At 62.9% G+C, this 24,690-nt stretch carries 18 protein-coding genes; 12 read left to right on the top strand and 6 right to left on the bottom strand.

Annotation, left to right across the window (positions count from 1 at the left end):
- Positions 1-132 precede the first annotated feature (132 nt).
- The 3 genes from QNJ67_13860 to QNJ67_13870 form a co-directional block, all read right to left on the bottom strand.
- Entirely contained in the window at positions 133-1,938 is a 1,806-nt protein-coding gene (locus QNJ67_13860) for a Na/Pi cotransporter family protein (GenBank protein MDJ0610056.1), read from the bottom strand.
- Between the two features lie 261 nt (positions 1,939-2,199).
- Positions 2,200-4,182 carry a multiheme c-type cytochrome gene (locus tag QNJ67_13865; GenBank protein ID MDJ0610057.1) on the bottom strand — a complete coding sequence of 661 codons (1,983 nt, stop codon included), beginning with the start codon at positions 4,180-4,182 and terminating at the stop codon, positions 2,200-2,202.
- A gap of 1,497 nt (positions 4,183-5,679) precedes the next feature.
- The gene (locus QNJ67_13870; protein ID MDJ0610058.1) at positions 5,680-6,621 is read right to left on the bottom strand and encodes an AraC family transcriptional regulator; all 942 of its coding nucleotides are present in this window, start codon (positions 6,619-6,621) and stop codon (positions 5,680-5,682) included.
- Positions 6,622-6,754: 133 nt separating this feature from the next.
- Here QNJ67_13870 and QNJ67_13875 point away from each other — a divergent pair, with 133 nt between their 5' ends.
- The 12 genes from QNJ67_13875 (at position 6,755) to rfbA (ending at position 21,484) form a co-directional block, all read left to right on the top strand.
- Positions 6,755-8,482: a sulfatase-like hydrolase/transferase gene (locus tag QNJ67_13875; GenBank protein ID MDJ0610059.1), complete on the top strand. Its 1,728-nt coding sequence runs from the start codon at positions 6,755-6,757 to the stop codon at positions 8,480-8,482.
- An 87-nt stretch (positions 8,483-8,569) separates the two neighbouring features.
- The gene (locus tag QNJ67_13880; protein MDJ0610060.1) at positions 8,570-8,932 is read left to right on the top strand and encodes a hypothetical protein; all 363 of its coding nucleotides are present in this window, start codon (positions 8,570-8,572) and stop codon (positions 8,930-8,932) included.
- A gap of 330 nt (positions 8,933-9,262) precedes the next feature.
- On the top strand, positions 9,263-10,042 hold the full coding sequence (locus tag QNJ67_13885) for a hypothetical protein (protein MDJ0610061.1): 780 nt from the start codon (positions 9,263-9,265) through the stop codon (positions 10,040-10,042).
- A gap of 161 nt (positions 10,043-10,203) precedes the next feature.
- Positions 10,204-11,817: a sulfatase-like hydrolase/transferase gene (locus QNJ67_13890; GenBank protein MDJ0610062.1), complete on the top strand. Its 1,614-nt coding sequence runs from the start codon at positions 10,204-10,206 to the stop codon at positions 11,815-11,817.
- A 73-nt stretch (positions 11,818-11,890) separates the two neighbouring features.
- Complete coding sequence (locus tag QNJ67_13895; GenBank protein MDJ0610063.1) at positions 11,891-12,976, top strand: efflux RND transporter periplasmic adaptor subunit; 1,086 nt, start codon at positions 11,891-11,893, stop codon at positions 12,974-12,976.
- A 22-nt stretch (positions 12,977-12,998) separates the two neighbouring features.
- Positions 12,999-16,133, top strand: coding sequence for an efflux RND transporter permease subunit (locus QNJ67_13900; protein MDJ0610064.1), 3,135 nt, complete (start codon positions 12,999-13,001; stop codon positions 16,131-16,133).
- A 9-nt stretch (positions 16,134-16,142) separates the two neighbouring features.
- A complete protein-coding gene (locus tag QNJ67_13905) occupies positions 16,143-16,484 on the top strand; it encodes a hypothetical protein (protein MDJ0610065.1) in 342 nt (113 codons plus the stop codon).
- Positions 16,485-16,685: 201 nt separating this feature from the next.
- A complete protein-coding gene (locus tag QNJ67_13910) occupies positions 16,686-17,996 on the top strand; it encodes a hypothetical protein (GenBank protein MDJ0610066.1) in 1,311 nt (436 codons plus the stop codon).
- Between the two features lie 11 nt (positions 17,997-18,007).
- Positions 18,008-18,565 (top strand): dTDP-4-dehydrorhamnose 3,5-epimerase, encoded by a 558-nt coding sequence (gene rfbC, locus QNJ67_13915; GenBank protein ID MDJ0610067.1) that lies wholly within the window; start codon positions 18,008-18,010, stop codon positions 18,563-18,565.
- 37 nt (positions 18,566-18,602) lie between these two features.
- Positions 18,603-19,688, top strand: coding sequence for a dTDP-glucose 4,6-dehydratase (rfbB, locus tag QNJ67_13920; protein MDJ0610068.1), 1,086 nt, complete (start codon positions 18,603-18,605; stop codon positions 19,686-19,688).
- Entirely contained in the window at positions 19,681-20,601 is a 921-nt protein-coding gene (gene rfbD, locus QNJ67_13925) for a dTDP-4-dehydrorhamnose reductase (protein MDJ0610069.1), read from the top strand. The genes rfbB and rfbD overlap by 8 nt, the downstream gene beginning before the upstream one ends.
- Before the next feature lie 10 nt (positions 20,602-20,611).
- On the top strand, positions 20,612-21,484 hold the full coding sequence (gene rfbA / locus QNJ67_13930; protein ID MDJ0610070.1) for a glucose-1-phosphate thymidylyltransferase RfbA: 873 nt from the start codon (positions 20,612-20,614) through the stop codon (positions 21,482-21,484).
- 99 nt (positions 21,485-21,583) lie between these two features.
- Here the strand turns inward: rfbA and QNJ67_13935 are convergent, their stop codons facing one another.
- The 3 genes from QNJ67_13935 to QNJ67_13945 form a co-directional block, all read right to left on the bottom strand.
- Positions 21,584-22,504 carry a hypothetical protein gene (locus QNJ67_13935; protein ID MDJ0610071.1) on the bottom strand — a complete coding sequence of 307 codons (921 nt, stop codon included), beginning with the start codon at positions 22,502-22,504 and terminating at the stop codon, positions 21,584-21,586.
- Between the two features lie 190 nt (positions 22,505-22,694).
- Positions 22,695-23,435: a class I SAM-dependent methyltransferase gene (locus tag QNJ67_13940; protein ID MDJ0610072.1), complete on the bottom strand. Its 741-nt coding sequence runs from the start codon at positions 23,433-23,435 to the stop codon at positions 22,695-22,697.
- Positions 23,436-23,562: 127 nt separating this feature from the next.
- On the bottom strand, positions 23,563-24,522 hold the full coding sequence (locus tag QNJ67_13945) for a glycosyltransferase (protein ID MDJ0610073.1): 960 nt from the start codon (positions 24,520-24,522) through the stop codon (positions 23,563-23,565).
- Positions 24,523-24,690: the final 168 nt, after the last annotated feature.

A 24,690-nucleotide genomic window follows, 5' to 3' on the forward strand; every position in this document is an offset into this window, starting at 1 on the left:
ATTTGCGCCGGGGCGGCGTCGCGGAAGGACTTGTGGGGCCCAACCCCACGGCGCCTCCCGCTCCTGGCCCCGGCGCAAATGCGCTCCCGCCAGGAGCACGCCGTGAGTGTCAACAGGCCCTAGAGCACAACCTTATTCGCTTCTTGCAAGCACAGGCGGCAACACGTCCTTCGCTATCCGCTTGGCCAGGGTGTAGATGCGGCGCATCTGGTCTACGAAAGCCATCTCCAGCCGTACGAGCTCGAGGTAATCGGTGTCTTCCGAATCCAGTCGCGCGGCCTTTCGATCCAACAGGCGCTCGGCCTGATCTCGAATACTGTCCTTCATCAGGAGCACCGATTCGGCCGCCCGTTGGTCCTTGTCCCGGACCGCCCGGACCGCATGCTCCAGGGATTCGAGCGCGGCTGCGTGCAGCGCCGTCAACATCGCACGTGTTTCGTCACTCTGCGCGGACATAACGCGGGCGGCCTTTCGGGCCAGATCGACGACGTCGGTCTCGATCACGTCCGCCAGGCTCTCCAGATTGTCGGTCGCCGTTATCAGTCCCCGGTACTCGAGGCTTTCCTCGTCCGTGAGGGTGCCTTTCTGAACCCTGCCGAGGTACTTCAGGATCTCCTCTTCGAGGACATCGATCTCGTCGTCGCGACGGGCGATGTTTTCGAGCCGTTTCATGTCACGATCCTGAAGAGCCGGGACGACGTCACGCATCATCCCGAGTGCGATCTCGCCAAGACGGCCGAATTCCAGCCGCACCTGCTGGAGCGCCACGGCGGGGACCGAAAGCGCCGCCTCATTCAAGAACTCGGGCTCGATGATGACGCCCTCCTTGGGTGCGCGCTCGCGAACCAGCCACTCGGCGGCGCGGGCGAACAGGCCCGCGAAGCCGATGAACAGCGCCGTATTGATGACATTGAAGAGCGTGTTGGCGTTGGCGATCTGGCGCGGCACCTCGGACGCCGCCCGCGCCGAACCGGTCAGCTCGGGGCTCGACGGCGATGCCCAAACGGCGATCTCCACCAGCAGCCAGATCAAGGGCAGCCATATGAGCACGCCGATGACGTTGAAGAGAACATGAACGACCGACGCCCGCACCGCTTCGGTCGATTTGCTGCTGAGCAATCCCATAAGACCGGTGGTCACCGCCGTGCCGATATTGGCGCCGAGCGCCAGGGCGATGCCCGCTGGCAAGGCTAACAGCCCCTCGCTCGCCATGGCGATGGCGATGCCGACCGTGGCGGCGGAGGACTGCACAATGGCGGTGAACACGGCTCCGGCGACGATGCCGGCGACCGGCCGCTCCAGGCCTTCCAGGATCTCCAAGAAGGGCGCAAAGCTGCGCAGCGGCGTCATCGCGTCGCCCATCAGGCCCATGCCGTAGAACACCAGGCCGATGCCCATGACCATCATGCCGTAGTACTTCACCTTGTCGCGCTTGGCGCTGAACACCATGAAGAAGCCCAGGGCGACCGGACCCAGCGAGTAGGCGGACAGATCGAAGGCCAGCAGCTGGGCCGTGACGGTGCTGCCGATATTGGCGCCCATGATCACACCGACGGATTGGGTGAGGGTCATCAGGCCGCCGCTGATGAAGCCGACCACCAGCAAGGTGGTCACGGTCGACGAGTTGAGAACACCGGTGACGAAAGCCCCGGTTACGGCCCCCGCGAAACGGTTGGTGGTGAGCTTCGCCAGCACCACTCTCATGGTGTCGCCGGCGGCCTTGGTCATTCCCTCCGACAGCATCTGCAGACCGGACAGGAACAGGGCCAATCCGCCGAACAGGCCGAGGCTCAATTGCAGCCAATCCGGCGATTCTGTTGCGACGATGGCGTCCGCGGCGAAGGCAGTGATGGCGACCAACAGCAGGCCCGCAACGAGACCGCTGCGCACCAGATGGAGGAGGATGGGCCGGGATATCTCTCGTCTTAGGGATGGCATTCTCAAACCTCCTCCTTGGTGGATGGCATGTAAAAATTCTTCGGAGACTGAAGCGCCCATGGCTGCCGCAATTCCGCGCTACAGGCGCTTCGCTCGATGGTCTGCTGGACGGATCGGGAAGGCGGTAATCTGGCTTGCATGCAGACTATGGTAACGATTTCAGTAACATGCCCTATTGTCTCGCGAAATCCGCCCACCGGCCGGTTTGCTCGCCAGTGTCTCCGTCCTTCAGTTATTGGTTCCATGGTCGCCTCGTGACCGTCAGGGTTCGCCTTGCGGGCTGCCCGTGGAGGCACGGATCTCGCCGAAGAGTCGCGACAGCACCGCGTTACCGGGATTGAACTTCAGTCCGCGCTTAAGTGTCTGCTCCGCTCCCGCGGCGTCGCCCTGGGCGGCGCGCAGGCGGGCGACCATGAACCAGGCATCGACCATCTGGGGGTCCATCCGCGCGGCCTCGGCGAAGGCCCGCTCGGCCTGCTCGAAGCGGCGGGCTGTCAAGGCGGTGCCGGCCATGACCATCTGCCCCTCGGGGAAGTCCGCCTTGGCCAGGAGGGAGTCCTGGTACTCACGCATCGCGCCCTGCAGCGCCAGGGCAGCCGACGGCGGCAAGGGGGCGTCTGCCAGGTCCAGCGCGTAGCGCGCGGCCTCGATACGCACCGACCTCATCGGGTCCAGCCACAGCGGCGCGATCCGCTTCAGGCGGAGCGCCGGCGGCGCCGCCATCTGCAGCGGCAGCGCCGCGGCCCGGACCAGGGGGTCGTCGTCCGCCAGCAGGGCCTCGGTCCGTTGCGCGATCTCCGGCGAGGCATGGGGGGCGAGGGTCTCGAGCGCGCTCGCTCGGACGATGCCGGACTGGCTGTCCTCCGCGGCGATCTCGATCAGCGCGGCGATCGTCTTGAGTTGCATGCCCGGCTGCTGGGCCGCCGCAAAGGCGGTGGCGAAGTGTGAACCCCTGCGCGCGCTATCGGGAAACCGCGCGGCCACCTCGGCGGCGGCCCAGGCGGCCGTCTGATCGCCATGGCAGTCGGTGCAGGCGTTGGGCGTCCCCAGGGCCGCGGAGAGATCCGGGCGCGGGATGCGGAAACTGTGATCGCGCCGGCCGTCGATCCCCATGTAGACCCGCTCGATCATGTGGCAGCTCGTGCACTGCGCGCCCGGGGTGCCCGGCTCGTGAAAGTGATGCTCTGAAACATCGTAGGTCCTAGGCTTCAGCGAGGGGAAGTCCGGATTGCCGGCCGGGCCGTGGCAGCGCGTGCAGACTTCGTTGCCCGCGGCGCGGAGCGTGGCAGCATGGGGCTCGTGGCAATCGGAACAGCGCACGCCGCCGGCGTACATCCGGGACTGCAGGAACGAGCCGTAGACGTAGACCTCGTCGCGGATCTGGCCGTCGGCGTGGTAGAGGCCGTCGCGCAGCAGCGCCAGGCGGTAGGCGTCGTGGAACGGCGTGCCTGGCGGCGGGCTGGACGACCCCAGGGGCTCGCGCCGGGCATGACACCCGGCGCAGAGCTGGATCTCCGCTTCCGCGTCATCGAAGGACGTGGTCATACCGCGCCCGTCTACGCCCTGCCATGCCGCCGGCGCGAAGGCCGCGGGCGCGCGGGCCCAGGCCACGTGGGCCGCGCCCGGTCCGTGGCAGGCCTCGCAGCCGACCCCGATCTCCGCCTGAGTGCTGGCATAAGTGCGAGTTTCTGGCGCGTAGCGCTTCTCGTAGCCGGTGGCATGGCATTCGGCGCAGCGCCCGTTCCAGTTCTTGTAGGGGCCGCTCCAGTGCAGGCCGTCCTCGTGGCTCAGCGCGAGCTCCGGATAGAGGTGGTACCAACGCTTGCCGACATCGTCCCAGGCGACGTCGAAGGCCTGCAGGCGGCCGGGCTCCGTCTCGACCAGCACCTGTTGCAGGGGCGCGATTCCGGCGGTCCCCACGACCTCGAAGCGCCGCGCGCGGCCGTCCCCGTCGTCGGTTTCCACCACGAAGGAACCCGCGTCACGGGTGAAGCGGGTTGCCGCGCCTCCGTGTTGAAAGAGCGCGTCGTCGAAATCGCCCAGGACCGTCTCGTCGTCCGGCGTCTGCCAAGCCAAGGCGTGATGCGAGGCGCGCCACTGGGCTGCGGCGTCCTGGTGGCACGTGACGCAGGCTTCAGAGGTGACAAAGCGCGGCGGTGCAGCCTCTGCCAGCAGTTCCGCCGCCGTAAACCACGGCAACCACAACAGAACGCCGGCCGCGAGCAGTGCGTGGAGCCTTGTCAAGCTTCCGCCCGCCTTGATCTCGCGCAATTTGCGCTATCCCTTCCAGCGTCTCGTATCGAGAACATGACGGTCCAGTCTCCTCGATCGTTCTCGAGGGTGCCAGTGAACTGAGCAACATATTCAGGGGGAGAAGATGATGACTCGGATTTCAACCCTGGCCAATAAACTCGCGTGCATTGCCTGGTCCGTGCTTAGGAACGGCCAGACCTTCGATGCGAAACAGCTTGCGGCAACGGCGGTCTAAACCGCCCCAGCCTCAACCCAGTTCGCGATCGAGATGACAGCATGTAACGGACCTAGAAACGCACCCGAAGTCTGATGACCCAAATGGTTCCAAGCGAACCGGTCCGCTAATGAGACCAATGGCGCATGCGTATTCCCATCATGGCCACGGCCCGCGAGCCGATCAAACAGGCCGGATATATATCTGCGACTTCCGATATCCTGCAGAAATCTCTCTTGCGAAGCGCAGCCGGTCCATACATCTGGGTCATACTCGTGCGGCCTGATCGCTGCGCACGTCCGGATACGGGGCGGAGCGGCCCTCTCGAGCCCAGAGGTCCGGAACTGGGAGCAAGGCGGACATAGCGGCGCCGAGGCGGCCACGGCAAGGTGTAGCCAGAATGCGACATAGCGTTAGAATTGGCAGCCGATGGGAACTCACATTTGCCAACATTGCAGCTGTAGCATCCGCTCTGTTGATGCGCACGTTGAGTCGGGTGAATATCATTCGGCTTCGTCAATGGGAAAAGCGATGCTCGAGTTAAATCCAGAACCCGGAAGACCTCTCCTCGTCGCCAAAGCATCGGGCCTGGTCCGGGCGGATGACTATCAAGTGTTCATGCCCGAATTCGACAAGCTGACCGCGGAGAATCGCCGGAGAGGTTTACTATTTGATTGGACGGAACTGGAGGGATGGGACGAGGAGGCGGAGTCCGTTCGCTTTTGCGCACGCCTCGCACAGAGCGCCAAACTTGAATGCGTGGCCGTACTCGCCGACATAGCCATGAACTCCGAGGTCCGTCGGCTTCAGGAGGTCATGAATCTCCCCGTCCGCCGTTTCCCGCCTTCGGATCGACAGTCTGCCCTAGCATGGCTGGAATCCAACAGCCTATGACTGAATAGCCCGCATTTCTCACGCTCTCCATGGCCTGCGTCGTGCCCAGGCGGGCGCTCGGCTAGGAGAAGGCCGAAAAGCGTAGCCATCGCTGCGGTTAAGGCCTTCGACGCGGCCGACGCCCGACTTCTACAATCAGCCCTGGGCACGACCCTTTGGGCGTCCCTGTCCGGCCAACAGGGTGCGTCAAGCCGCTTGCCCGATGAGACGGTATCGCGCCGCGCGGCTTTCCTTCCCTGTTGGCCGGACAGGGCCGCGCAGACCGTGGAGAGTGTGAGAAATGCGGGCTAGTTCCGCTTTGCTCATGTCAGGGCTTGTCAAACGCTTTCACACAGCCAACACCCTAATGAGACCTGAGCATAAACCTGAGTGTTTAGTCTTCAGTGTGCTTTCAGTGTCGTCGAAGGCAGCTCTTTGAAGGCGGCTCTGTACTGCTGCGCGAACCTCCCGAGGTTTTCGAAGCCATACTTCAACGCGATTTCAGTCACGGTACAACCCATGGGATCGGCACCGATAAGTTCCCTATGAATCTGTTCAAGGCGAAGCTGGCGAAGATAGGTGATGGGACCGATACCATGACGCTTGTGGAAGGCGCGGGTGAGTGACCGCACCGGGATACCGGTAGCATTTGCGATATCGGAAAGTGAGAGGGGGGCGCCGAGATTGGCTGCGATGAAGTCTTCGGCATGCCGGATCTTGGCGGGGGAGGGCCCATCATCGATTCTCAGAAACGCATCGTTCGACTGCTCGTCTATGGCAACCACCAATAGTGCCAGGAGCATCGCCTCGTATTCCTTTGCTGCAAGCGGTGACCGCATTGCCCCGGAGCCGCGCGACACCTCGCTCCAGAGGAAGCCGAGATAGCGCCACAAGCTCCGACCCGCCGGGGTATGAAACGAGAGGCGATCGGGGAATCGAACTTCTGGCCCCTCGCATTCCCCATTGAGCTTGGCCACGAAACTCTCCAGGAGTTCCGGAAAGAAATTGATGCCGAACAGGCTTCCACGGCGACGTTGCTGGAACTTGAAGCTCCCATCGGCGTGGAGGATATGGGCTTCGCCGGTCCCAAAGGCTTGCAAGCCTCCGCCGGTTGCCACCTCACAGCGTGCGTTCAATGGTACCGTGAAGCCAAGATAACCGGCGGGACGATCGATGCTCGCCCGCATGTTCGCCGTGTCGATTTTGAGGATAGCCGATCGCGGCAGCCGTCGAACTTCCGCACCCGCGTAGAACGTCGCTCCTTCGTGTGCCGAGATGCGCGCACCCGGCGCGGCCTGTTCCACGAAGGCCTGGAACTCGCCCGGGTCTTCTGTCTCGAACATTCCCGATATACGCCCTCCCAGGAAAGATAATGGCTGGTTTGGCCAGCATCGCACAATAGTGGCCTGCATCGGATAGTAGCCGATCCGGAGACTTGGCAGCCTAGTAGGCCAATGGAACTGGGGAGTTGGCCTCGTGCGAGAATCTCGTTCTTCAACGATTGCTGCCTTTGCTCTCGGTCTTGTCGCAGTGACAGCTGCGCTATGCGGAGCCCTCGATCGTTCGAGCGCTTGGGCGCAGGCGATCCAGCACGACTCGGAGCATTACGTCCTCCTGCACCAGTACGCCGACCAGTGGGCCGCGGAGGACAAGGAGATCGACAAGAGGCTCGCGGAGATTCGCGGGCGGAACGGCGGCAAGCCCCCGAACATCGTCTACATCCTGATCGACGACATGGCCTTCGGCGAGTACGGCATGCCGGTCCTCGATAAGGTCCGCGGCGGCCGCACGCCGAACATAGGCGAGATCGCCAAGGAGGGCCTCACCTTTACCCGCATGTACTCTGAGCCGATCTGCACGCCGACCCGTGCGGCTTTCATGACCGGCCGTTTGGCACTTCGTAGCGGAATGCACATCACCAAGGTCACGCCGCCGGAAGGCGTGGGCCTGCCGGGTGACGAGGTCACCATCGCCGAGCTGTTGAGCAACGCCGGATACCAGACCAGGCACATTGGTAAGTGGCACCTGGGGGACATCAAGGCGAGCTACCCAATCAACCAAGGCTTCGATTACGCCTCCTTCCCCATGCACAACCAAGTTGCATTCAGTTTCCTGACCCATGATGCCGAACTCGAAGGACTCACCGTGGCGTTCACGGAGAAGGCCATCGACCCGGACTACGGCCTCGATAAGACTTTCCGGCTCTACAACTATGTTCTCAGCGTCGAGGGCAAGAGGGGCGGAAAGCTGCGTGAGTGGGGTATCAAGCCTGGCGAGGAACTGACCGGCGACTACTACCGCAAAGTCAACGAGCGTTATCAGAAACAAGCGCTGCAGGCGCTGCGCGACATGGCCCAGGGGGAGCAGCCCTTCTATCTGAACTACTGGCCGCAGATCCCAATCGCCGTCCTACGTGAGCGGGATGAGTTCCTGACGCCCAACGGTGGCCGCATGGTTGATTCCATGCACATCCTCGATGGCTACATCGGCGAAATCATGGCCGAGATCAAGAAGTTGGGCATTGCCAAAAATACGCTGGTCGTCGTCATGGGCGACAACGGGTCGTTCAAGCAGGTGATGCCGGAAGGCGGATACACCGACTGGCTCTTCCGGGGTGTCAAAGGCCAGACACTCGAAGGGGGCGTTCGGGTCGGCGCCTTTGCCTGGTGGCCGGGAGTGATCGAGGATGGCTCGATCGTCGGCGACATGATCCACGTGACGGATCTCTATACCACTTTCGCCCGCCTCGCTCGTGCAACCGATGGTATTCCGCGTGACCGGATCATCGACGGCGTCGATCAGCTTCCTCTGCTCTTGAAGGGCGATACCCATGGGCGACGCGACTATGTCCATCTTTACGAGATGGATCAGCTCACGGCGACCGTCAAACAACAGATGAAAATCCATTGGCCTCCGCCAAGCGTCAATCCGGCTTTGGCCCAGGTGTTCAACCTCTACTGGGACCCACGCGAAGAGCATCCGCTGAAATCAGCAGGCGTTTGGACCGGAACTCCTTTCGTCCGCATGCGCGTGCAGCATTTGAGGATGAAAGACAAATGGCCCGACCGACCGGCTGACAGGGGAATGCCATACGAAGACGTGGAGAACTTGCGGCCCGAAACGAAGGAAATGGTCGAGACGTGGCTCAAGATTTACGGCGACGCAAAAGATGTCGTTCTCGGGGTCGAATCCGCCGGGAACTAGTTCCCTGACGCCCGTCGCGCCCCAATGAGGCAGGATACGCCTTACGGATGGTGTCCGGTAATCAATTCAGGAAGAGGAGGAACAAACATGCCACTAGATCCGCTTCGAATCAGCGTTATCGCCAAGGTTTGTATCTTCGTTTCAGCCTTGCTAGTCCCCAGTGTTGCCATGGCCCAAGCGGACTTTCCATCGGGCAGCGCGTTTCGCGCCGGAGTAGGGACCTACGGCACCTTCGATGCGAACGCGCAGGAATCCCACTCGATCGCGAATCTGCAGGAAGGCGACGTCTATCGGGTCTGCCTCGTGGGCGGCTCCGGCAAGCTGATCGTCGACGGCTCGGAGGTCGCCATGGACCGCGGCGATTGCCACGACGCGTTCGGCACGAAGTTCGATTTTCAAGCCGATACCGAATCGAACGGCTTTTACACGCATCCCATCCGTGGCCGGTGATTGGCCACATTTTCTCGGTGGGATTCGCTTCGCCGCGCCGAAGCGAATCCCACCCGGCATCGAGGGCGCGGCCACGAGCCGGGTTGCTTGATACACGTCAAGGACACGCTTCCCTTCGATTAGTATTCAAGGCCTGGGGTGCGAACGAGAAAAGCGGCGACCCGAAGGCTCCCAACCATCTGAGTCGCAAGATATGGTTCTGAAGGGAGGCAAGTATCGATGAAGAGTCACATCAGATGGCGTGGTGACTGCCGTGTCGGGGCGAGATCCGCTTCGTGATTGCGCCGATCATTCCGTAACTGTTCTAGCCGAATGAGACGAGCGCGAACAATGGCACCCCGGCTCTCGGCTTTCTTGCTCGCGGTCTTGCTGCTGGCGGTTGGGCCAGCCCATGGCGACCCCCCGGAGGATGCGGATGATGGCGGGGCCGCCGCGTCAAACCCGACGGCTTCCGTGAACTTCCAGGACCTCAAGCTCCGGTACTTCAATCTCACAGAGGGTAACGAAGAGACTGTTGTGGAAGCCGAGGGCTCCTATGTGTTCCTGCCCGAGTTCAAGCTTACCCACACGCTTACCGGGACGCGCACCAACCGGTCGGGCGACAACGAGATCGGCCTCCGGGAACTCAGCCTCAAGCCCATCTACCTGCATCCGATCATGCCGTTCGGCATCAAGGCGAAGTTCGCGCTCGGAGTCGAATGGCTCAAGGATCTGGGCAAGTCCAGGGAGGGAACCGGAACGGGGAGGGACCAGATTTCAGCGCTGACGGGCATTGGCTGGTTGCCCACCGAGAACGACTTCATCATCACGCTGGTCCAGTACTTTCACTCCTACACCGAAGACGACGGCTTCGACGAAGTCAGAAGTACCGGGCCAAGGCTGATCTATGTTCGCAAGCTTCCCGTCATCAAGGGATGGGCCAAGGCCGACCTGAAGACCAGCATCGACCACGATGACGACAACGACTTTTCCCAGACGCTCGAATTGCAGCTCGGCACGATGGTTGCCGAGCAGATCGGGCTGTATGGCGAGGTTTTCGTGGGCGACAGTGCATTGGATACCGACGCATACGATCTGGGTGGCGGAATCGGAGTCCGATTCCTGTACTAGCGAGGGCGAGGTTGTACCGATAATCGCTTTTCAACCGATGTTCTTGAGGGCAGCTGGAGGGTCTGAAAGGGAAAGGCAGAGCGGAAAAGGTCGCCGTCGCCAGCTTGTCACGAATTTCGCTTTGGCGAATGGTTGTAACCACTTAGGGGAGGGGAACTTCAATGACGGAGCGATCGAGAGGTCTTCGTTCGATATTGGCCGCCATCGCACCGGCGCTGGTGGTCGTGGCCTGGGCCAGCACCGCTTCAACCACGGCTGAAGCCTTCGAGGCCGATGGCCCGCATTTGCAGTTCAAGTCGAACAACGCGGAGGCCTGGGACCGGCAAGATCAGGAGATCGATGCCAAGCTCGCCGCGTTGGAGCAACGCGCGGGCAAGAAGCCCAACATCGTCTACATCCTGACCGACGACATCGGCTGGGGCGAGCTCGGCTGGCAAGGTGGCGGCAAGCATCGCGGCACGCCGACGCCGGCGCTCGACAAGATGGCCTCCGAGGGGATGCGCTTCTGGTCGGCCTATGCCGAGCCATCCTGCACGCCGACCCGCATCGCCATCATGACCGGCCGGCACCCCGTTAGGACCGGCTTGCTGTCGGTGCTCTGGCCGGGGATGGAAGACGGCCTTTCGCCCGACGAGGTGACGATCGCCGAACTTCTCTCCGATGCCGGATACAGCACGGCCATGTGGGGCAAGTGGCATCTCGGCGATCTGCCCGAGCACGCACCGGAGAACCAGGGCTTCGACTACGCCTACTACGGCCTCTTCAACGGTGCGCCCGACTGGTGGCAAGCTTCATTCGAGGACGAGAGCGGGGCTTACCCCTTCGCCGATTTCCCCGGCTACGAGGAGTATTTCGCGCGCACCGGCATTGACCTCTCGGTCGCGGGCTATGTCGGCGAGAAGGGCAAGGGCCGCAAGCCCATCGCGGGCGTTGCGGGTATCCTGGGCCCCGAGCGCCAAGAGGCCTTCGAGAACGAGTCGGTCAGCCAAATCAACGCCTGGATCAAGGATCGGGCGAAGTCCGACAAGCCCTTCTTCGTTTATTGGGCCTCCTACGCATTGCAGATCTCGGCGTCCAAGGAGTTCCTGAAGGCGCCAGGCGTCGATCGGGCCAACCGCCAAGCCTCCTTCATGGTTCTGCACAACAAGCATGTTCAGTCCTTGCTCGATACCCTGAAACAAGAGGGGATCGCCGAGAATACGCTGGTGGTCTGGATCAGCGACAATGGACCGATGTACGCCTTTTGGCCGACAGCGGGCTATTCGCTACTCAGAGGGTCCAAGGGTGATGTCCTGGAGGGCGGCGTGCGTGTGCCGGCTATGGCTTGGTGGCCGGGGATGATCGAACCCGGACAGGATCCGATAGACATGATGCACGTGACCGACCTCTTCACCACGGCGGCTAGGCTGGGCGGCGTGCTGGACAAGATACCGAGCGACCGGATTACCGACGGTGTCGACCAGACCTCGCTCTTTCTGAACGGCGAGGGGCACTCCCGGCGCAACTTCATCTCGTATTACAGCGGCGGGGTCCTCGGCGCGCTGCGCTATCAGGACTTCAAGGTTCACATCAAGGCGGCGCAGGGCGGCCTACCGGGCATGGATTTCTACAATATCAAGCGGGATCCGGGCGAGAAATTCGGGGCGCTCTACGGCGGCCTCTTCGCCGTGGCACCGATCCAGATGACGCTCAGGCAACACATGGGACGGATCGCCAAGTTCCCGCACCGGCCGCCCGAGGTCGCCAAGGACTCCCGGCTGACACCGCACGACTGAGGGCATCTGGTCTGCTATCGTAACCGCAAAGCGTTGCAGGGAGCGTAGAGTAACGATGTTGAGACTCCACGGAATGAGACGGCTTTTGGTCCTGATTCCGCCACTGCTGGCGATGACGCTCAGTGGATGCGAGGAGCAGCGAGAGGCGGCAGAGGTGATCCGGCCCGTCCGCGCCATGAAGGTGCAGGACGTCGAAGCTTTCGTGAAGCGCTACTTCCCGGGGCGCGCGGCGGCGACGCAGGAGATCAATGCCTCGTTCCGAGTCTCGGGTCAGCTGATCGAGCGGCCCATCGACGTCGGGATGGAGGTCGCAAAGGGCGATCTCATCGCCCAGCTCGACACCTCGACCTTCGAGGCCGAGGTCGATCGACGGAAGGCGGAGGTGTCCCAGGCCTTGGCGGTGCGCGAGCGCACCCAGTTGGAGCTGGACCGCCAGTCAGAGCTCTTGGCCAAGGGCTGGGTCACCAAGGCCCGCGTGGACACCGTGCGGGCAACGGCCCTGGCCGCTCGGGCTTCCGTGAACGCGGCGCAGGCGGCCCTTAAGCGCGCCGAACTCGATCTGTCCTACACGACCTTGCTTGCGCCCTTCGACGGCGTGGTCACCGAGAGATTCGTCGAGAACTTCCAGGAAGTGCTGGCCAAGCAGCCTATCGCGCGGATCGTCGACGCATCCCAGATCGAGTTCTGGGTCTCGATCCCCGAATCGCTGATCTCCTTGGCACCCTATGCCCGGGACATCACGGTCGAGTTCGACGCATTTCCCGGCCGGCCCCTGCCGGCCCAGATCAAGGAGATCAAGAGCGAGGCCTCGGAGACGACGCGATCCTTCGATGTCAACCTGATCATGGACCAGCCTGAGGACTTCAAGGTGCTGCCCGGCATGGCCGGGCGGTCGATCGCGAACCGTTTCGAGCTGCCGCCGGAAGATCGGCTCGAGGGCCACGAAGTGCCTCTCTCGGCGATCCACAATCCGGGTGGGGAGAAGGACTACCTCTGGGTGGTCGACGAGGCCGAGATGAGGGTGGTTGCACGTGAGGTTCAGAAGACCGAGACCACCAATCGCGGCGTGCGCGTCCAGGGGGTGCAGCCCGGCGAATGGATCGTGATCGCCGGTGTCGAGTACCTGAGAGAGGGACAGAAGGTGCGCTTCTTCCCATGATCGAACCTTGAGGGCTGGCACAATGTCTCTCCCGGAAATCGCGATCCAGAAGCGCGCCGTCACCTACTTCCTGGCCGTCCTTCTGCTCTGCGGCGGAGTCGGCAGCTTTTTCTCGCTGGGGTGGCTCGAGGACCCGACCTTCACGGTCAAGACCGCGGCCATCGTTACCTCTTATCCGGGCGCCAGCCCGGAGGAGGTCGAGCTGGAGGTCACGGACCGGCTCGAGGTCGCCCTGCAGGAACTGCCCCAGCTCGACGAGCTCTACTCGATCTCCCGGGCCGGTCTCTCGATCATCCGGGTCGACATCAAGTCCGAGTACTTCGCCGATCGCCTGCCGCAGGTCTGGGACGAGATGCGCCGCAAGATCAACGACACGCGTCCCTTTCTGCCGCCCGGCGCGGGGGAGCCACAGATCGCCGACGACTGGGGCTTCGTCTATGGCTTCCTCCTGGCGGTGACGGGCAGCGGCTTCACCTACGCCGAGCAGGAGGAGTTCGCGAAGTTCCTCAAGAAGGAGCTGAGCGTTGTCAAGGACGTAGCGCGTGTCGAGCTCTGGGGTGTGCGCGACCGGGTGGTCTATGTCGACATCTCCCAGCAGCAGCTCTCACAGCTCGGCCTGACGCCGGCAGATGCGGCGCTGACCCTTGGCCAGCAGAACATGGTGGTTGACGCCGGCAGCGTTGATTCCACCGAGCAAAGGTTTCGCGTCTCGCCTACCGGCAGCTTCCGGTCGGCCGAGGAGATCGGCGAGCTGACGATCGCCGCCAATCTGGCGACCACGACCGTTCGCTTGGTTGGAGAAGGGGTGTCCGGCACCACGGCGCCGGAGCGTCCGGAAGGCGGGGCCCAGCGGTTTCAACAACTGATCAAGGTGAAGGACCTCGCCACGATCAATCCCGGCTATCTGGAGCCGCCCAGGACGATCATGCGTCACAACGGCAAGCCGGCGATCGCGATCGCCATGGCCGGGGTCGAGGGCTCGAACATCGTCGATGTCGGCGCCGCGGTCGACAAGCGCCTGGACGAACTGATCCAGGACCTGCCGGTCGGTATCGAGGTGCACCAGATCTCCTGGCAGTCCGATGTGGTCAACAGCTCGATCAAGGGCTTCATGTTCAACCTGCTGCAGGCGGTGATCATCGTGCTGGTCGTGCTGACCATACCCATGGGCTGGCGCATGGGCGTGATCATCGGCTCGGGCCTGATCCTGACCATCGCGGGGACGCTGGTGTTCATGGCGGTGTTCGGCATCGACCTGCACCGCATGTCCCTGGGGGCCCTCGTGATCGCCCTCGGCATGATGGTGGACAACTGCATCGTCATCGCCGACGGCTTCGCGGTCCGCATCGGAAAGGGCATGGACCGGACGAAGGCCGCCATCGAGGCGGCGAACCTGCCGGCCTTTTCGCTGCTCGGCGCCACGGTGATCGCGGTCATGGCCTTCTACCCGATCTTCGCTTCGCTCGACGACGCCGGCGAGTATTGCGCCGATCTCTTCACCGTCGTGGGCATCGCCCTGCTGTTCAGCTGGCTGGTCGCGATGGTCTTCACCCCGGTCCAGTGCCTCGACCTGATCCCGGCCTCTTCGCCCGATCAGCAGGCTGCCGGCGGCGGCCGCTTCTACGGCGCCTTCCGGCGCTTCCTGGGCTTCTCCATCCGGAACCGCTTCCCCTTCTTCGGGCTGATGGTCGGTCTGCTGGTCTTGGCTCTCTTCGCCTTCCAGGGCCTGCCGCAGCAGTTCTTTCCGGACTCGGCACGGCCCCAGTTCCTGGTCGACTATTGGGCGCCCGAGGGGACGCGGACGCAGACTGTCAGCGAGGACCTTAAAGCCATCGAAGCCAGGATTCTGGAGGACGAGCGGGTCGAGAGCGTCAGCGTCTTCATTGGCCAGGGACCGCCGCGCTTCTACCTGCCGGTCGAGTCAGAGTTCCCCTACGAGACCTATGCAAACCTGATCATCAACACCAAGAGCGGCGGCGACGTGCCCGACGTGGTCGCGGACCTCGAGCCCTGGATGAACGATAACGTGGCCCAGGCTCTGACCCGCGTCCGGCTCTATGGCTTGGGACCCAGCGACACCTGGAAATTCGAAGCGCGGTTCAGCGGCCCGGCGGAAGCCGACCCGGCCGTCCTGCGGGAACTCGGCGACAAAGGCAAGTCGATCCTCGAGGGCACACCGCTCGCCAAGGAGATCCGCACCGACATGCGCAACCGGGTGCGGCGGGTCGAGATCGTCTACAACGACGCCCGGGCGCGCTGGGCCGATATCAGCAGGGTGGCGATCGCCGATTCCACCAAGCGGGCCTACGACGGCCTCGACGTCGGTCTCTACCGCGAGGGCGACAGCCTTATCCCCATCAAGCTGCGTCTGGTCGAGAACGAACGGAGCAACATCGGCGCTCTGGACGTCCTCCAGGTGTCCTCGGCGCTCTCGACGGGTACCGTCGCGCTCGCCCAGGTGGCCGACGACGTCGCCTTCCGGTGGGAAGACCCGATCATCATCCGCTATCAGCGGCGGCGCGCGAACACCGTCCAGGCCTCGCCCAACGGCGTCACCTTTCCGACCCTCTATGCGGAGGTCGCCAAGGCCTTCGAGGAGATCGAGCTGCCGCCGGGCTACGAGCTGTTCTGGGACGGTGAGCTCAAGTCCACGGCGGATGCCCAGAAATCCCTGATCCCCGGCATCATCCCGGTGGTCGTCATCATCCTCTTCATCGTCGTCTATCTGTACAATGCCTATCGCCCACCCCTGGTGATCTTGATGGCGATCCCCTTCATCTTCATCGGGATCGCGCCGGCGCTGCTCGCGACCCAGGTACCCTTCGGCTTCGTCGCGTTGCTCGGCGCCATGAGCCTGGCCGGCATGATGATCAAGAACGCCATCGTCCTGCTCGACGAGGTCAACCGCGAACGCGCCGCGGGCAGCATCCCCTACGATGCCGTCGTCAACGCCGCCGTCTCCAGGCTGCGCCCGGTCGTCCTGGCCGCGGCGACCACCGTGCTCGGCGTGATCCCCTTGCTCCAGGACGTCTTTTGGGTCGGCATGTCGATCACGATCATGGCCGGCCTGACCGCGGGCACCGTCATCACGATGGTCCTTGTGCCGGTGCTGTACTCCATATTCTATCGTGTCGAGGTCCCGTCGAAGTCTGCCTAGGAGAGTCCCATGTTTCGCATCGCCCTGACATTGGTTCTTGTCTTGATCGGCGGGGCGGCGGCGGAGCGCGCCCGGGCGGCCGAGCCAGGGCGCGACGCCTGCTATTTCTTCCAGTTGGCGGCGATCGACAGCCTGGGCCGGCTGATTCACGAGCATACGCGCCAGGGCGACGGCGGCCGCCGCGTCATTCAGGCAAGCTCGGCCATGCAGCTCCTCGGGACCGCCAAGTGCGACGTCGAGCCGGCGCTCGAGGGCATGAACTGCCTGATCGAGAAGATACTGCCCTACGAGGGCGACTATACCCTCCCGCAGGCGCAGGACTGCCTGGACGCGGTCCGGAAAGCCAACTAGGACAAGGCCGCCGGCCAGGGTGAGCCGGCCGGCCGCTTGAGGCTTGTCCCTTGCGGCCTCATGCCGCCTGGATTACAAACCGCCGGAAATTGGCGAGGCCCCTTCCGGGGCCCGTCGTCAGGGGAGAGGGCGGGTCCACTCTCCGCGACGGCAGGCCCGGGCGGAGTTCGTAGTCGAGGATACGGTAACGCGGCGGCGCCGGTGAAGCACAGCACCTCCGAAAACCAGCCCTTGCACGGCGAGTCGCTCGGCGGGCCGGCGGTATCCCGCTCGGCCCGGCGCCTGATCGTCTGGAAGACCGCGGGCCAGCGTCCGTACTACGCGAGCCTGCGCTACCGCTGTCTGCTGCAGATCCCCTATCTGAGAGACCTCGGCTGGGAGTCGCTGGTTCTGTTCCGGAACGAGAGCGTGAGGGACTGGTCGAAGGTGGCGGCCCTGATCCTGGTCAAGAGCTGCCGCGACAACGACGTGGCGCTCGCCCGCGAAGCGGCCGGCGCGGGCGTCGCGGTGATCTACGATCTGACCGACAACTTCTTCGCGGAGCGCGACAGCGGGCCGAAGATCGAGCGCCAGCGCCGCAACATCCAGGAGCTCTCCCAGATCTGCCTTGCGTTCACGGTCGCGAGTCCGGCGATGATCGATCTGATCCGGCCGCATCTCAGGCCGGACATCCCGATCCACGTCGTTCCCGACCCGATCGAAACCGAAACCGATACCCGCGCCGCCTACGACATCGAAGATTGGCGCCGCGACATCCAGGGCCTGCGTGTCAGCCCCCCGTGGCAGACCTTCAAACGGATCGCCCACGGCTGGTGGGAGATCCTCTGCGGCAACTTCCGGGGAGTCTGGCACCGCGTCCCGCCCGTGCCGCCGCCGCGGCGCGTGCCGGACCGAAAGCGGATCGTCTGGTTCGGCCAGGCGGGGCGCCAGTCGGAGGCGGGCCTCTCCGCGCTGGCGGACATCCTGCCCGAGCTGGAAAAGGTCAATCGGGAGACGGCCATCGAGCTGCTCGTCGTCAGCAACAGTCGCAAGAGGTTCCGCGAAGAGATCGTCCCGGCCGGCTTCCCGACCTCTTACCGCGCGTGGCACCCGTTCGGCATCTTCGCCTGCATCCAGAGCGCCGACGCTGTCGTCGTTCCGAATCGCGCCAACAGTTTCAGTCTGGCGAAGTCGTCGAACCGCTCGACCCTCGCGCTCTCCCTCGGCGTGCCCGTGGCGGCGACCATGTCGGCGTCTCTGGCGCCGCTCGAGGCCGCGCTCTATGGGGACGAGTGGGCGGCCTCCCTGGCGGCGATCTTCTCCCGGCCGGAGGAAGCCCGGCGCCGGGTTGCGTTGGGCCGGGCCGCGATCGAGAGCGAGTTCAGCGGGCCTTCGGTGGCGTCCCGACGCGAGGATATCCTGAGGTCGGTCCTCGGCGAGCTGAGCGGGGCGGCGGCCCATCGGGACGATGTCCAAAGCTTCGGCACGGGAGCCGGGGCCGGAATCGGGCGCCGGGCGGCGCCTCAGGCATAGGGGATCGGGTCGTGCAGGTTCGCGAAACCAGGATACCGGAGGTCAAGATCCTCGAGCCGAAAAAGTTCGGCGACGAGCGCGGCTTCTTCTCCGAGACCTACAACAGTGCGGCCCTTTCCGCGGCCGGCATCGACGAGACCTTCGTTCAGGACAATCACTCCCTGTCCCGCGAGGTGGGCGTGGTGCGCGGTCTCCACTTCCAGACGCCGCCCTACGCCCAGGCAAAGCTTCTGCGGGTGGTCCGCGGTGCGGTCTTCGACGTGGTGGTCGACCTGCGTCGCGAGTCGCCGACCTACAAGCAGCACGTCTCCTGGGTGATCAGCGCCAAGGATTGGAACCAGATCTTCGTCCCGGTCGGCTTCGCGCACGGCTTCTGCACCTTGGAACCCGATACCGAAGTGCTCTACAAGGTCAGCGCGCTCTACGCGCCGGACCACGAGGGGGGTGTTCAGTGGAACGATCCCGATCTGGGAATCGATTGGCCGGTCGAGCCGGGGAAGGCAGTTCTGTCCGACAAGGACCGGGCCTTACCCCGCCTGCGCGAGATCGCGGCGACCTTGCCGTTCTGAGCCGACCGGCCACCATGACTGAAAGGAAGAGATCCAAGTGAAACGCGTTATCGTCACCGGCGGCGCGGGATTCATCGGCTCGGCGGTGGTCCGCCACCTGCTCTCGCAACCCGGCTTCGAGGTCCTCAATATCGACAAGCTGACCTACGCGGCCAACCTCGACTCGCTGCGCGACGTAGCCGACAACGCGCGCTATCGCTTTCTGCAGGCCGACGTCGCCGACCGTCAGCGCATGAGCCAGGCCTTCGCGGACTTCCGGCCCCACGCCGTCATGCATCTGGCCGCGGAGTCCCACGTCGACCGTTCGATCGACGGTCCCGAGGTCTTCGTCCACTCCAACGTGGTCGGCACCGTCTCCCTGCTGATCGCCGCCCTGGACTACTGGCGCGGTCTCGAAGGGCCCGATGCCGCGGCCTTCCGCTTTCACCACGTCTCGACCGACGAGGTTTTCGGCGACCTGGGCGAGACCGGCGCCTTCACGGAAGACAGCCCCTACCAGCCGAGCTCGCCCTATTCGGCCAGCAAGGCGGCGGCGGACCACTTCGTCCGGGCCTGGGCGCGCACCTACGGCCTGCCGGTAGTGCTCAGCAACTGTTCGAACAACTACGGGCCGTTCCATTTCCCCGAGAAGCTGATCCCGCTGATCATCATGAAGTGCCTGGGGGGCGAGGCCATCCCGGTCTACGGCGATGGGTCCCAGGTGCGCGACTGGCTCTACGTGGAGGACCACGCCCGCGCCCTGCAAGCCGTGATGGAGCGCGGCGAGCCCGGCGACAGCTACAACATCGGCGGCGACGCGGAGCGCACCAACCTCGCCGTGGTCCACACGGTCTGCGATATCCTGGACCGGCACCGGCCACGGCAAGAGGGCCGCCACCGGGACCTCATCACCTTCGTGCCCGACCGCCCCGGCCACGATCGCCGCTATGCGATGGATTTCTCCAAGGCCGAGCAGACGCTCGGGTGGCGGCCCCAGGAGAGCTTCGAAAGCGGGATCGAGAAGACGGTCCAGTGGTACCTCGACAACGGCTGGTGGTGGGAGCCGATCCTGGCGGGACGCTACGCGGGCGAACGCCTCGGGCTCGCGGCGGCCGGCAAGAAGGCCTCGGGGCAAGGTGGCTGACCCTCTGCGCATCCTGGTGACCGGCGCCGGCGGGCAGGTCGGCAGCGAGTTGCTGCGCCTGAGCTGGCCCGGCGACGTCCTGGTCGAGGGCCGGAGCCGGTCGGCACTGGACGTCTGCGACCGTGACGCCGTCCAGGCGACCTTGGCCGAAGGCTACGACGTGGTGATCAACGCGGCTGCCTATACCGCCGTCGACCGGGCGGAGGAGGAGGCGGCGGCCGCGGAACGCGTGAACCGCGAGGCCGTCGGCTACCTGGCCGAGGCCTGCGCGGGTACCGGCGCCGCGATGATCCATATCTCGACCGACTACGTCTTCGACGGCGCCAAGGCGTCGCCCTACCTGGAGACCGATCCGGTGCGGCCGCTCGGCGTCTACGGCCGCAGCAAGGCGGCGGGCGAGGAGGTCCTGCGGGCCGCCCTGCCGCGGCACGTCATCCTGCGCACGGCCTGGGTCTATGGCATCCAGGGCGGGAACTTCGTGAAGACCATGCTCCGCCTGGCGGCAGAACGCGACGAACTGCGGGTCGTGGCGGACCAGCAAGGCTCGCCGACCTCGGCGGCCGACCTGGCGGCGGCGATCGCCACGGTCGCGGCGCAGACCGCGCGTGTGGAGGAGGGTGGGGGCGGGGCATCGCCCTGGGGCACCTATCACTGCACCAATGCCGGCGTGACCACCTGGCACGACTTCGCCGAGGAGATCGTGCGGCTGGCCGCACCGAGCCTCGGCCGGACACCGCGCGTCACTCCGATCACCACGGCCGAGTACCCGACGCCGGCGACGCGCCCGGCCAACTCCACCCTCGCATGCGACAAGCTGGAGTCCCGCTTCGGCGTCACGATGCGCCCCTGGCAGGAGGCCCTGGCGGAAGTGATCCGGGCGTTGTGCGGCACATCCATGGAAGCGACGAACTGAAAGTGCGGTCATGAAGGGAATCATTCTGGCGGGCGGCGCCGGTACGCGGCTCTACCCGATCACGCTCGCGGTCAGCAAGCAGCTGCTGCCGGTCTACGACAAGCCGATGATCTACTATCCCCTGTCCACCCTTATGCTGGCGGGGGTTCGCGAGTGTCTGATCATCACGACGCCCCAGGACCGCGACGCCTTCGAAGGCCTGCTGGGCGACGGGCGGCAGTGGGGCATGGCGCTGAGCTACGCGGTTCAGCCAAAGCCGGAAGGCCTGGCGCAGGCCTTCATCATCGGCCGCGACTTCGTCGGCAAGGACGCCTGCGCGCTGGCGCTGGGCGACAACATCTTCTACGGCCACACCCTGCCGGAACAGCTGCGCCGGGCGGCCGGCCTCGAGCGGGGCGCCACGGTCTTCGCCTATGCCGTGCGCGACCCGGAGCGCTACGGTGTGGTCGAGTTCGACGACGAGGGCACGGCCATCTCGATCGAGGAGAAGCCCAAGAAGCCGAAATCGCACTGGGCGGTCACGGGGCTTTACTTCTACGACAATGACGTGCTCGACATCGCGGCCTCGATCAAGCCTTCGGCACGCGGCGAACTGGAGATCACCGACGTCAACGCGGTCTATCTCGAACGCGGCAGCCTGAAGGTCGAGAAGATGGGGCGCGGCTACGTCTGGCTCGACACAGGCACGGTCGATTCGATCGGCGAGGCCGCCGACTTCGTGCGCGTCGTCGAGCACCGCCAGGTGCAGAAGATCGCCTGTGTCGAGGAGATCGCCTTCCGCATGGGCTACATCTCCCGCGAGCAGCTCATCGCCCTGGCGGAACCGCTGGCCAAGAGCACCTACGGTGCCTACCTGGTGCAAGTAGCCAGCGAAAGGACTTGAGGACGGCCTGAGTTGCTGGCAGTTAAACAATTGCGTCATAATGAGCAGCCGGGGTTCACGGCCGATCTAATGCGTGAACTACCTTTTTTGACCTGAGGTTCAGGGCGGCAACACCCCGGGCGGCACTCCGAGAAAACGGTTCCAGGCTTCTCGTATTCTCCCGCCTTTGACTTCTTTTCTTCTCTGCTTAACGAGAGTCTTGCACTTGAGGATCGCAGATTCTTTGCGTTCCCTCATTTTGATTAGAAGCTCTTGATTATCTCTTTCGCGTTCAAGTTTCTTCAGAATTTCTGCCTCTCGATAGAAATCATTAAAGTGTTCGTGAAAACGCTGCTGGAAGTGTTCAGTGGAATAGGAAAAAGGTCGGACTTCGAAAGGCGGTTCGGTCGAAATAAATTGTGTGAAGAGTCTTTCGAAAATGTAAGGCACCATGGTCGCGTCAGACTTCTTATCCGCTTGAGCCCAAAGAACGGAGCGTTCTTCCTCGGATGCCTTGTTTTCGATGTAGTCGTACACTGGAAGGCAGAACTTCATGTAAGCATTCCAGAACTTCGGTGTGGCGAACCAGAAATTGCAATAACAGGCGACATCACTGCCATGAATTTCTTGAGATAGTTGCGTGTTGTAACCAAGTTTTCGGAAAATTTCTTCAGTAGTCGCTATGAGACCAGGATGGCAATACTCACCCTGAAGCCAGACATTCTGATATTCAATGAGTGCAAACGGGAAGGGGTTTAGGAAGTAGCAATCTGCTCCTCGATTGGCTCTGGCAAAGTCGAGCAATGACTGGCCTTCAATCTGCGCTTTCTGCCGAAACTTCCAGCTAAAAAATCCCGTATAGCTGTGGCGGTCCATGGTTCCTGCGAGCCATTCTTTTCGAAAAATATGAAACTCCCGCCATTCCGGTCGCTCATTCTTGAAGTTTTCGTAGGGAATGAAGGCAGGATCCAAGTATCTGCGGAGTGCAGGCTTGTAATGTATTTGATAGATACCGAAGGGTGAAGATGTATCGCGGTTCACGGAAACAGCCTCTCAAATCCTCTATTCCTGCCTTGATGCTCTCTCGCTTTTCATCGTGTTCATTTGATCTTTGGTTCGCCCAATCGCAATGGCAGCTCAACGGACCCAAGTGATCGGCAGCCTGTTCCATGCACTATTCTTGATGTCCCGCAGAATAGACCCTCCTTGGTGGCGGAGACGCGCTGCTTGGCTAAGCCTTCTCGAGCACAGAGACAGATTGGCCGAAACCTACATCACCTTCCGGGTCGTCACTCTTGTAAATCGTGACAACCTCAAAGCCTGAATGGTGGGCCCAAGCGTGAATCGCGTCGCGGCTGATGAATTGGTTGTGCTGTTTGAGATTGCCCTTAGCGCGGGAACTTACGGACTCCTCGAATACACGCCAAAGTGGCGGGCTGGCAAATTCAAGGAACGACATGACCACGCGTCCGCCCGATCTCAAGACGCGTGACGCTTCGCAGAGATAGCGAAAGCTGTCTTCATGCAATGTGTGCGTAAGTACGGAGAAGAAGCAAACCATGTCCGCCTGCTCGTTTTCGAGGGGGATAACGACACTTTCAACTTGAACAAATCTCCAGTCGGACCGCCGACATGAGGTTCGTGCGTGCTCTAACAATGAAGGAACAACATCGGTACCGAGGAGTGGGCCAGTAAGGTAGTCCCGAAGCGCCAATTCCAGCCGGCCGGAACCGCAGCCTACATTGACGAGGTAGTGGTTGGGTTTCAAACCTGCCTTAATCAGGATCTCCCTCTCCATGAGGCCCATTTCGTCGTAGGCCTCGACGCCGCCAACAGCAATCTTCATGGCGTCGTCATGCCCGTGCCGAAAGAGAAGGTCACCGACCATTCGATTGTAGGCCTTGCCATAGTCGGTGAGATCGACCGGGTTGAGTCTGCGCCTCAACTTCGTGATCTTCTTGCGCAAGTCCATGGCGTCTCCAATACCCTGCAGGTTTGTGCGGTGGGGGCTGAAATCATTCCCCCTAGAGTCTAGTCTAACTCCGGCCTGACGGAACGTTAGGAAAGGGGAATTCCTTGAGGCGCCAGGTTTCTACCATTCAAGATACTCCGAGGTGCCTGTTCCCATTTTTTCCATTCTGGATGGAGTCCGACCGCGTCCGATTTCGGAAAGCGTTGGATGCTAACACGCGCATAAACTTGGTGATGAACCGCATTCTGCCGAAGTTCAGGCCGGACCGTTGCGACTGATAGAAGTGATGCAAGGCTTTGCCATAGAGCTTGGCGTCGAGAGCCCAGCGCGAGATGATGTAGTGAACGTTGGCGTAGGCCTCGCGTTTCAGGTTCTCAGGCGTGTATTTATCGATCACCTGAAGTTTCAGCTGCGAGTGCCTGTCGAAGTTCTTGTAGGAATTCTTTTGGTGTTCGCGGTAGTAGGACACCACGTCGGGGACGTAGGCGTACTCCCCTTTATCCTTCACGTTCTCGAAGATTCGGATGACCAAGGGCCAGTCGTCCGACAACAGTGCCTCGTCGAAACCGCCGATCTCTCTTACGAAAGCAGTCTTCAGAAGCGCCGCCTGGATGAAAAAAGGGCTCTTGTGTGTGTAGAGACCATGTAGGATCCGCTGAGGGTCCTGCGCCAGCACCTCACCCTTGCGCTTCGGCCCGGTAATCTCGGCCAAGGCGTTTTCGCGCAGGGTCTGGCACTCGCCGAACACCGCCTTCAGGGCTAGGTTCTCCCGGAACGCCGCCAATTGGGCACCGAAGCGGTCCGGCGCGAACTTGTCATCGGATCCCAGGGCCGTCACCAGTTCGCCCTTTGCTTTGGACAGGGCCACGTTCAGGGTGCGCGTAACGCCCATGTTCTTGGGGTTCACAATCAAGTGAAACGGCAGAGGTGAGCGGTCGCGCAGGTCTTCGAGCAGACTGACCGAGCCGTCCAAGGACCCGTCGTCAACCACGATGATCTCGACGTTCCGGTGGGGTTGCGCCCAAATGCTCTCAATCCCTTCGCCGATGAAATCCGCGTGGTTGTAAGAGGCGATCAGAACGCTCACCAAGGGGGACTGGTCTGACAAGTCTTTCCTCTGCGCAGTTTGCCGTATCTCGAACCGCGGGGTCGGTCTAACGGCTTTTCAGAGGCCGATCAACCACTACGGCGACCGGGAACGCCCGGTCTTTTGCCGGGCCACCCTAAGTCACCGATTGACCTGACCGGCCTCATC

The sequence above is a fragment of the Kiloniellales bacterium genome, assembly GCA_030064845.1.
Taxonomy (GTDB): domain Bacteria; phylum Pseudomonadota; class Alphaproteobacteria; order Kiloniellales; family JAKSDN01; genus JASJEC01.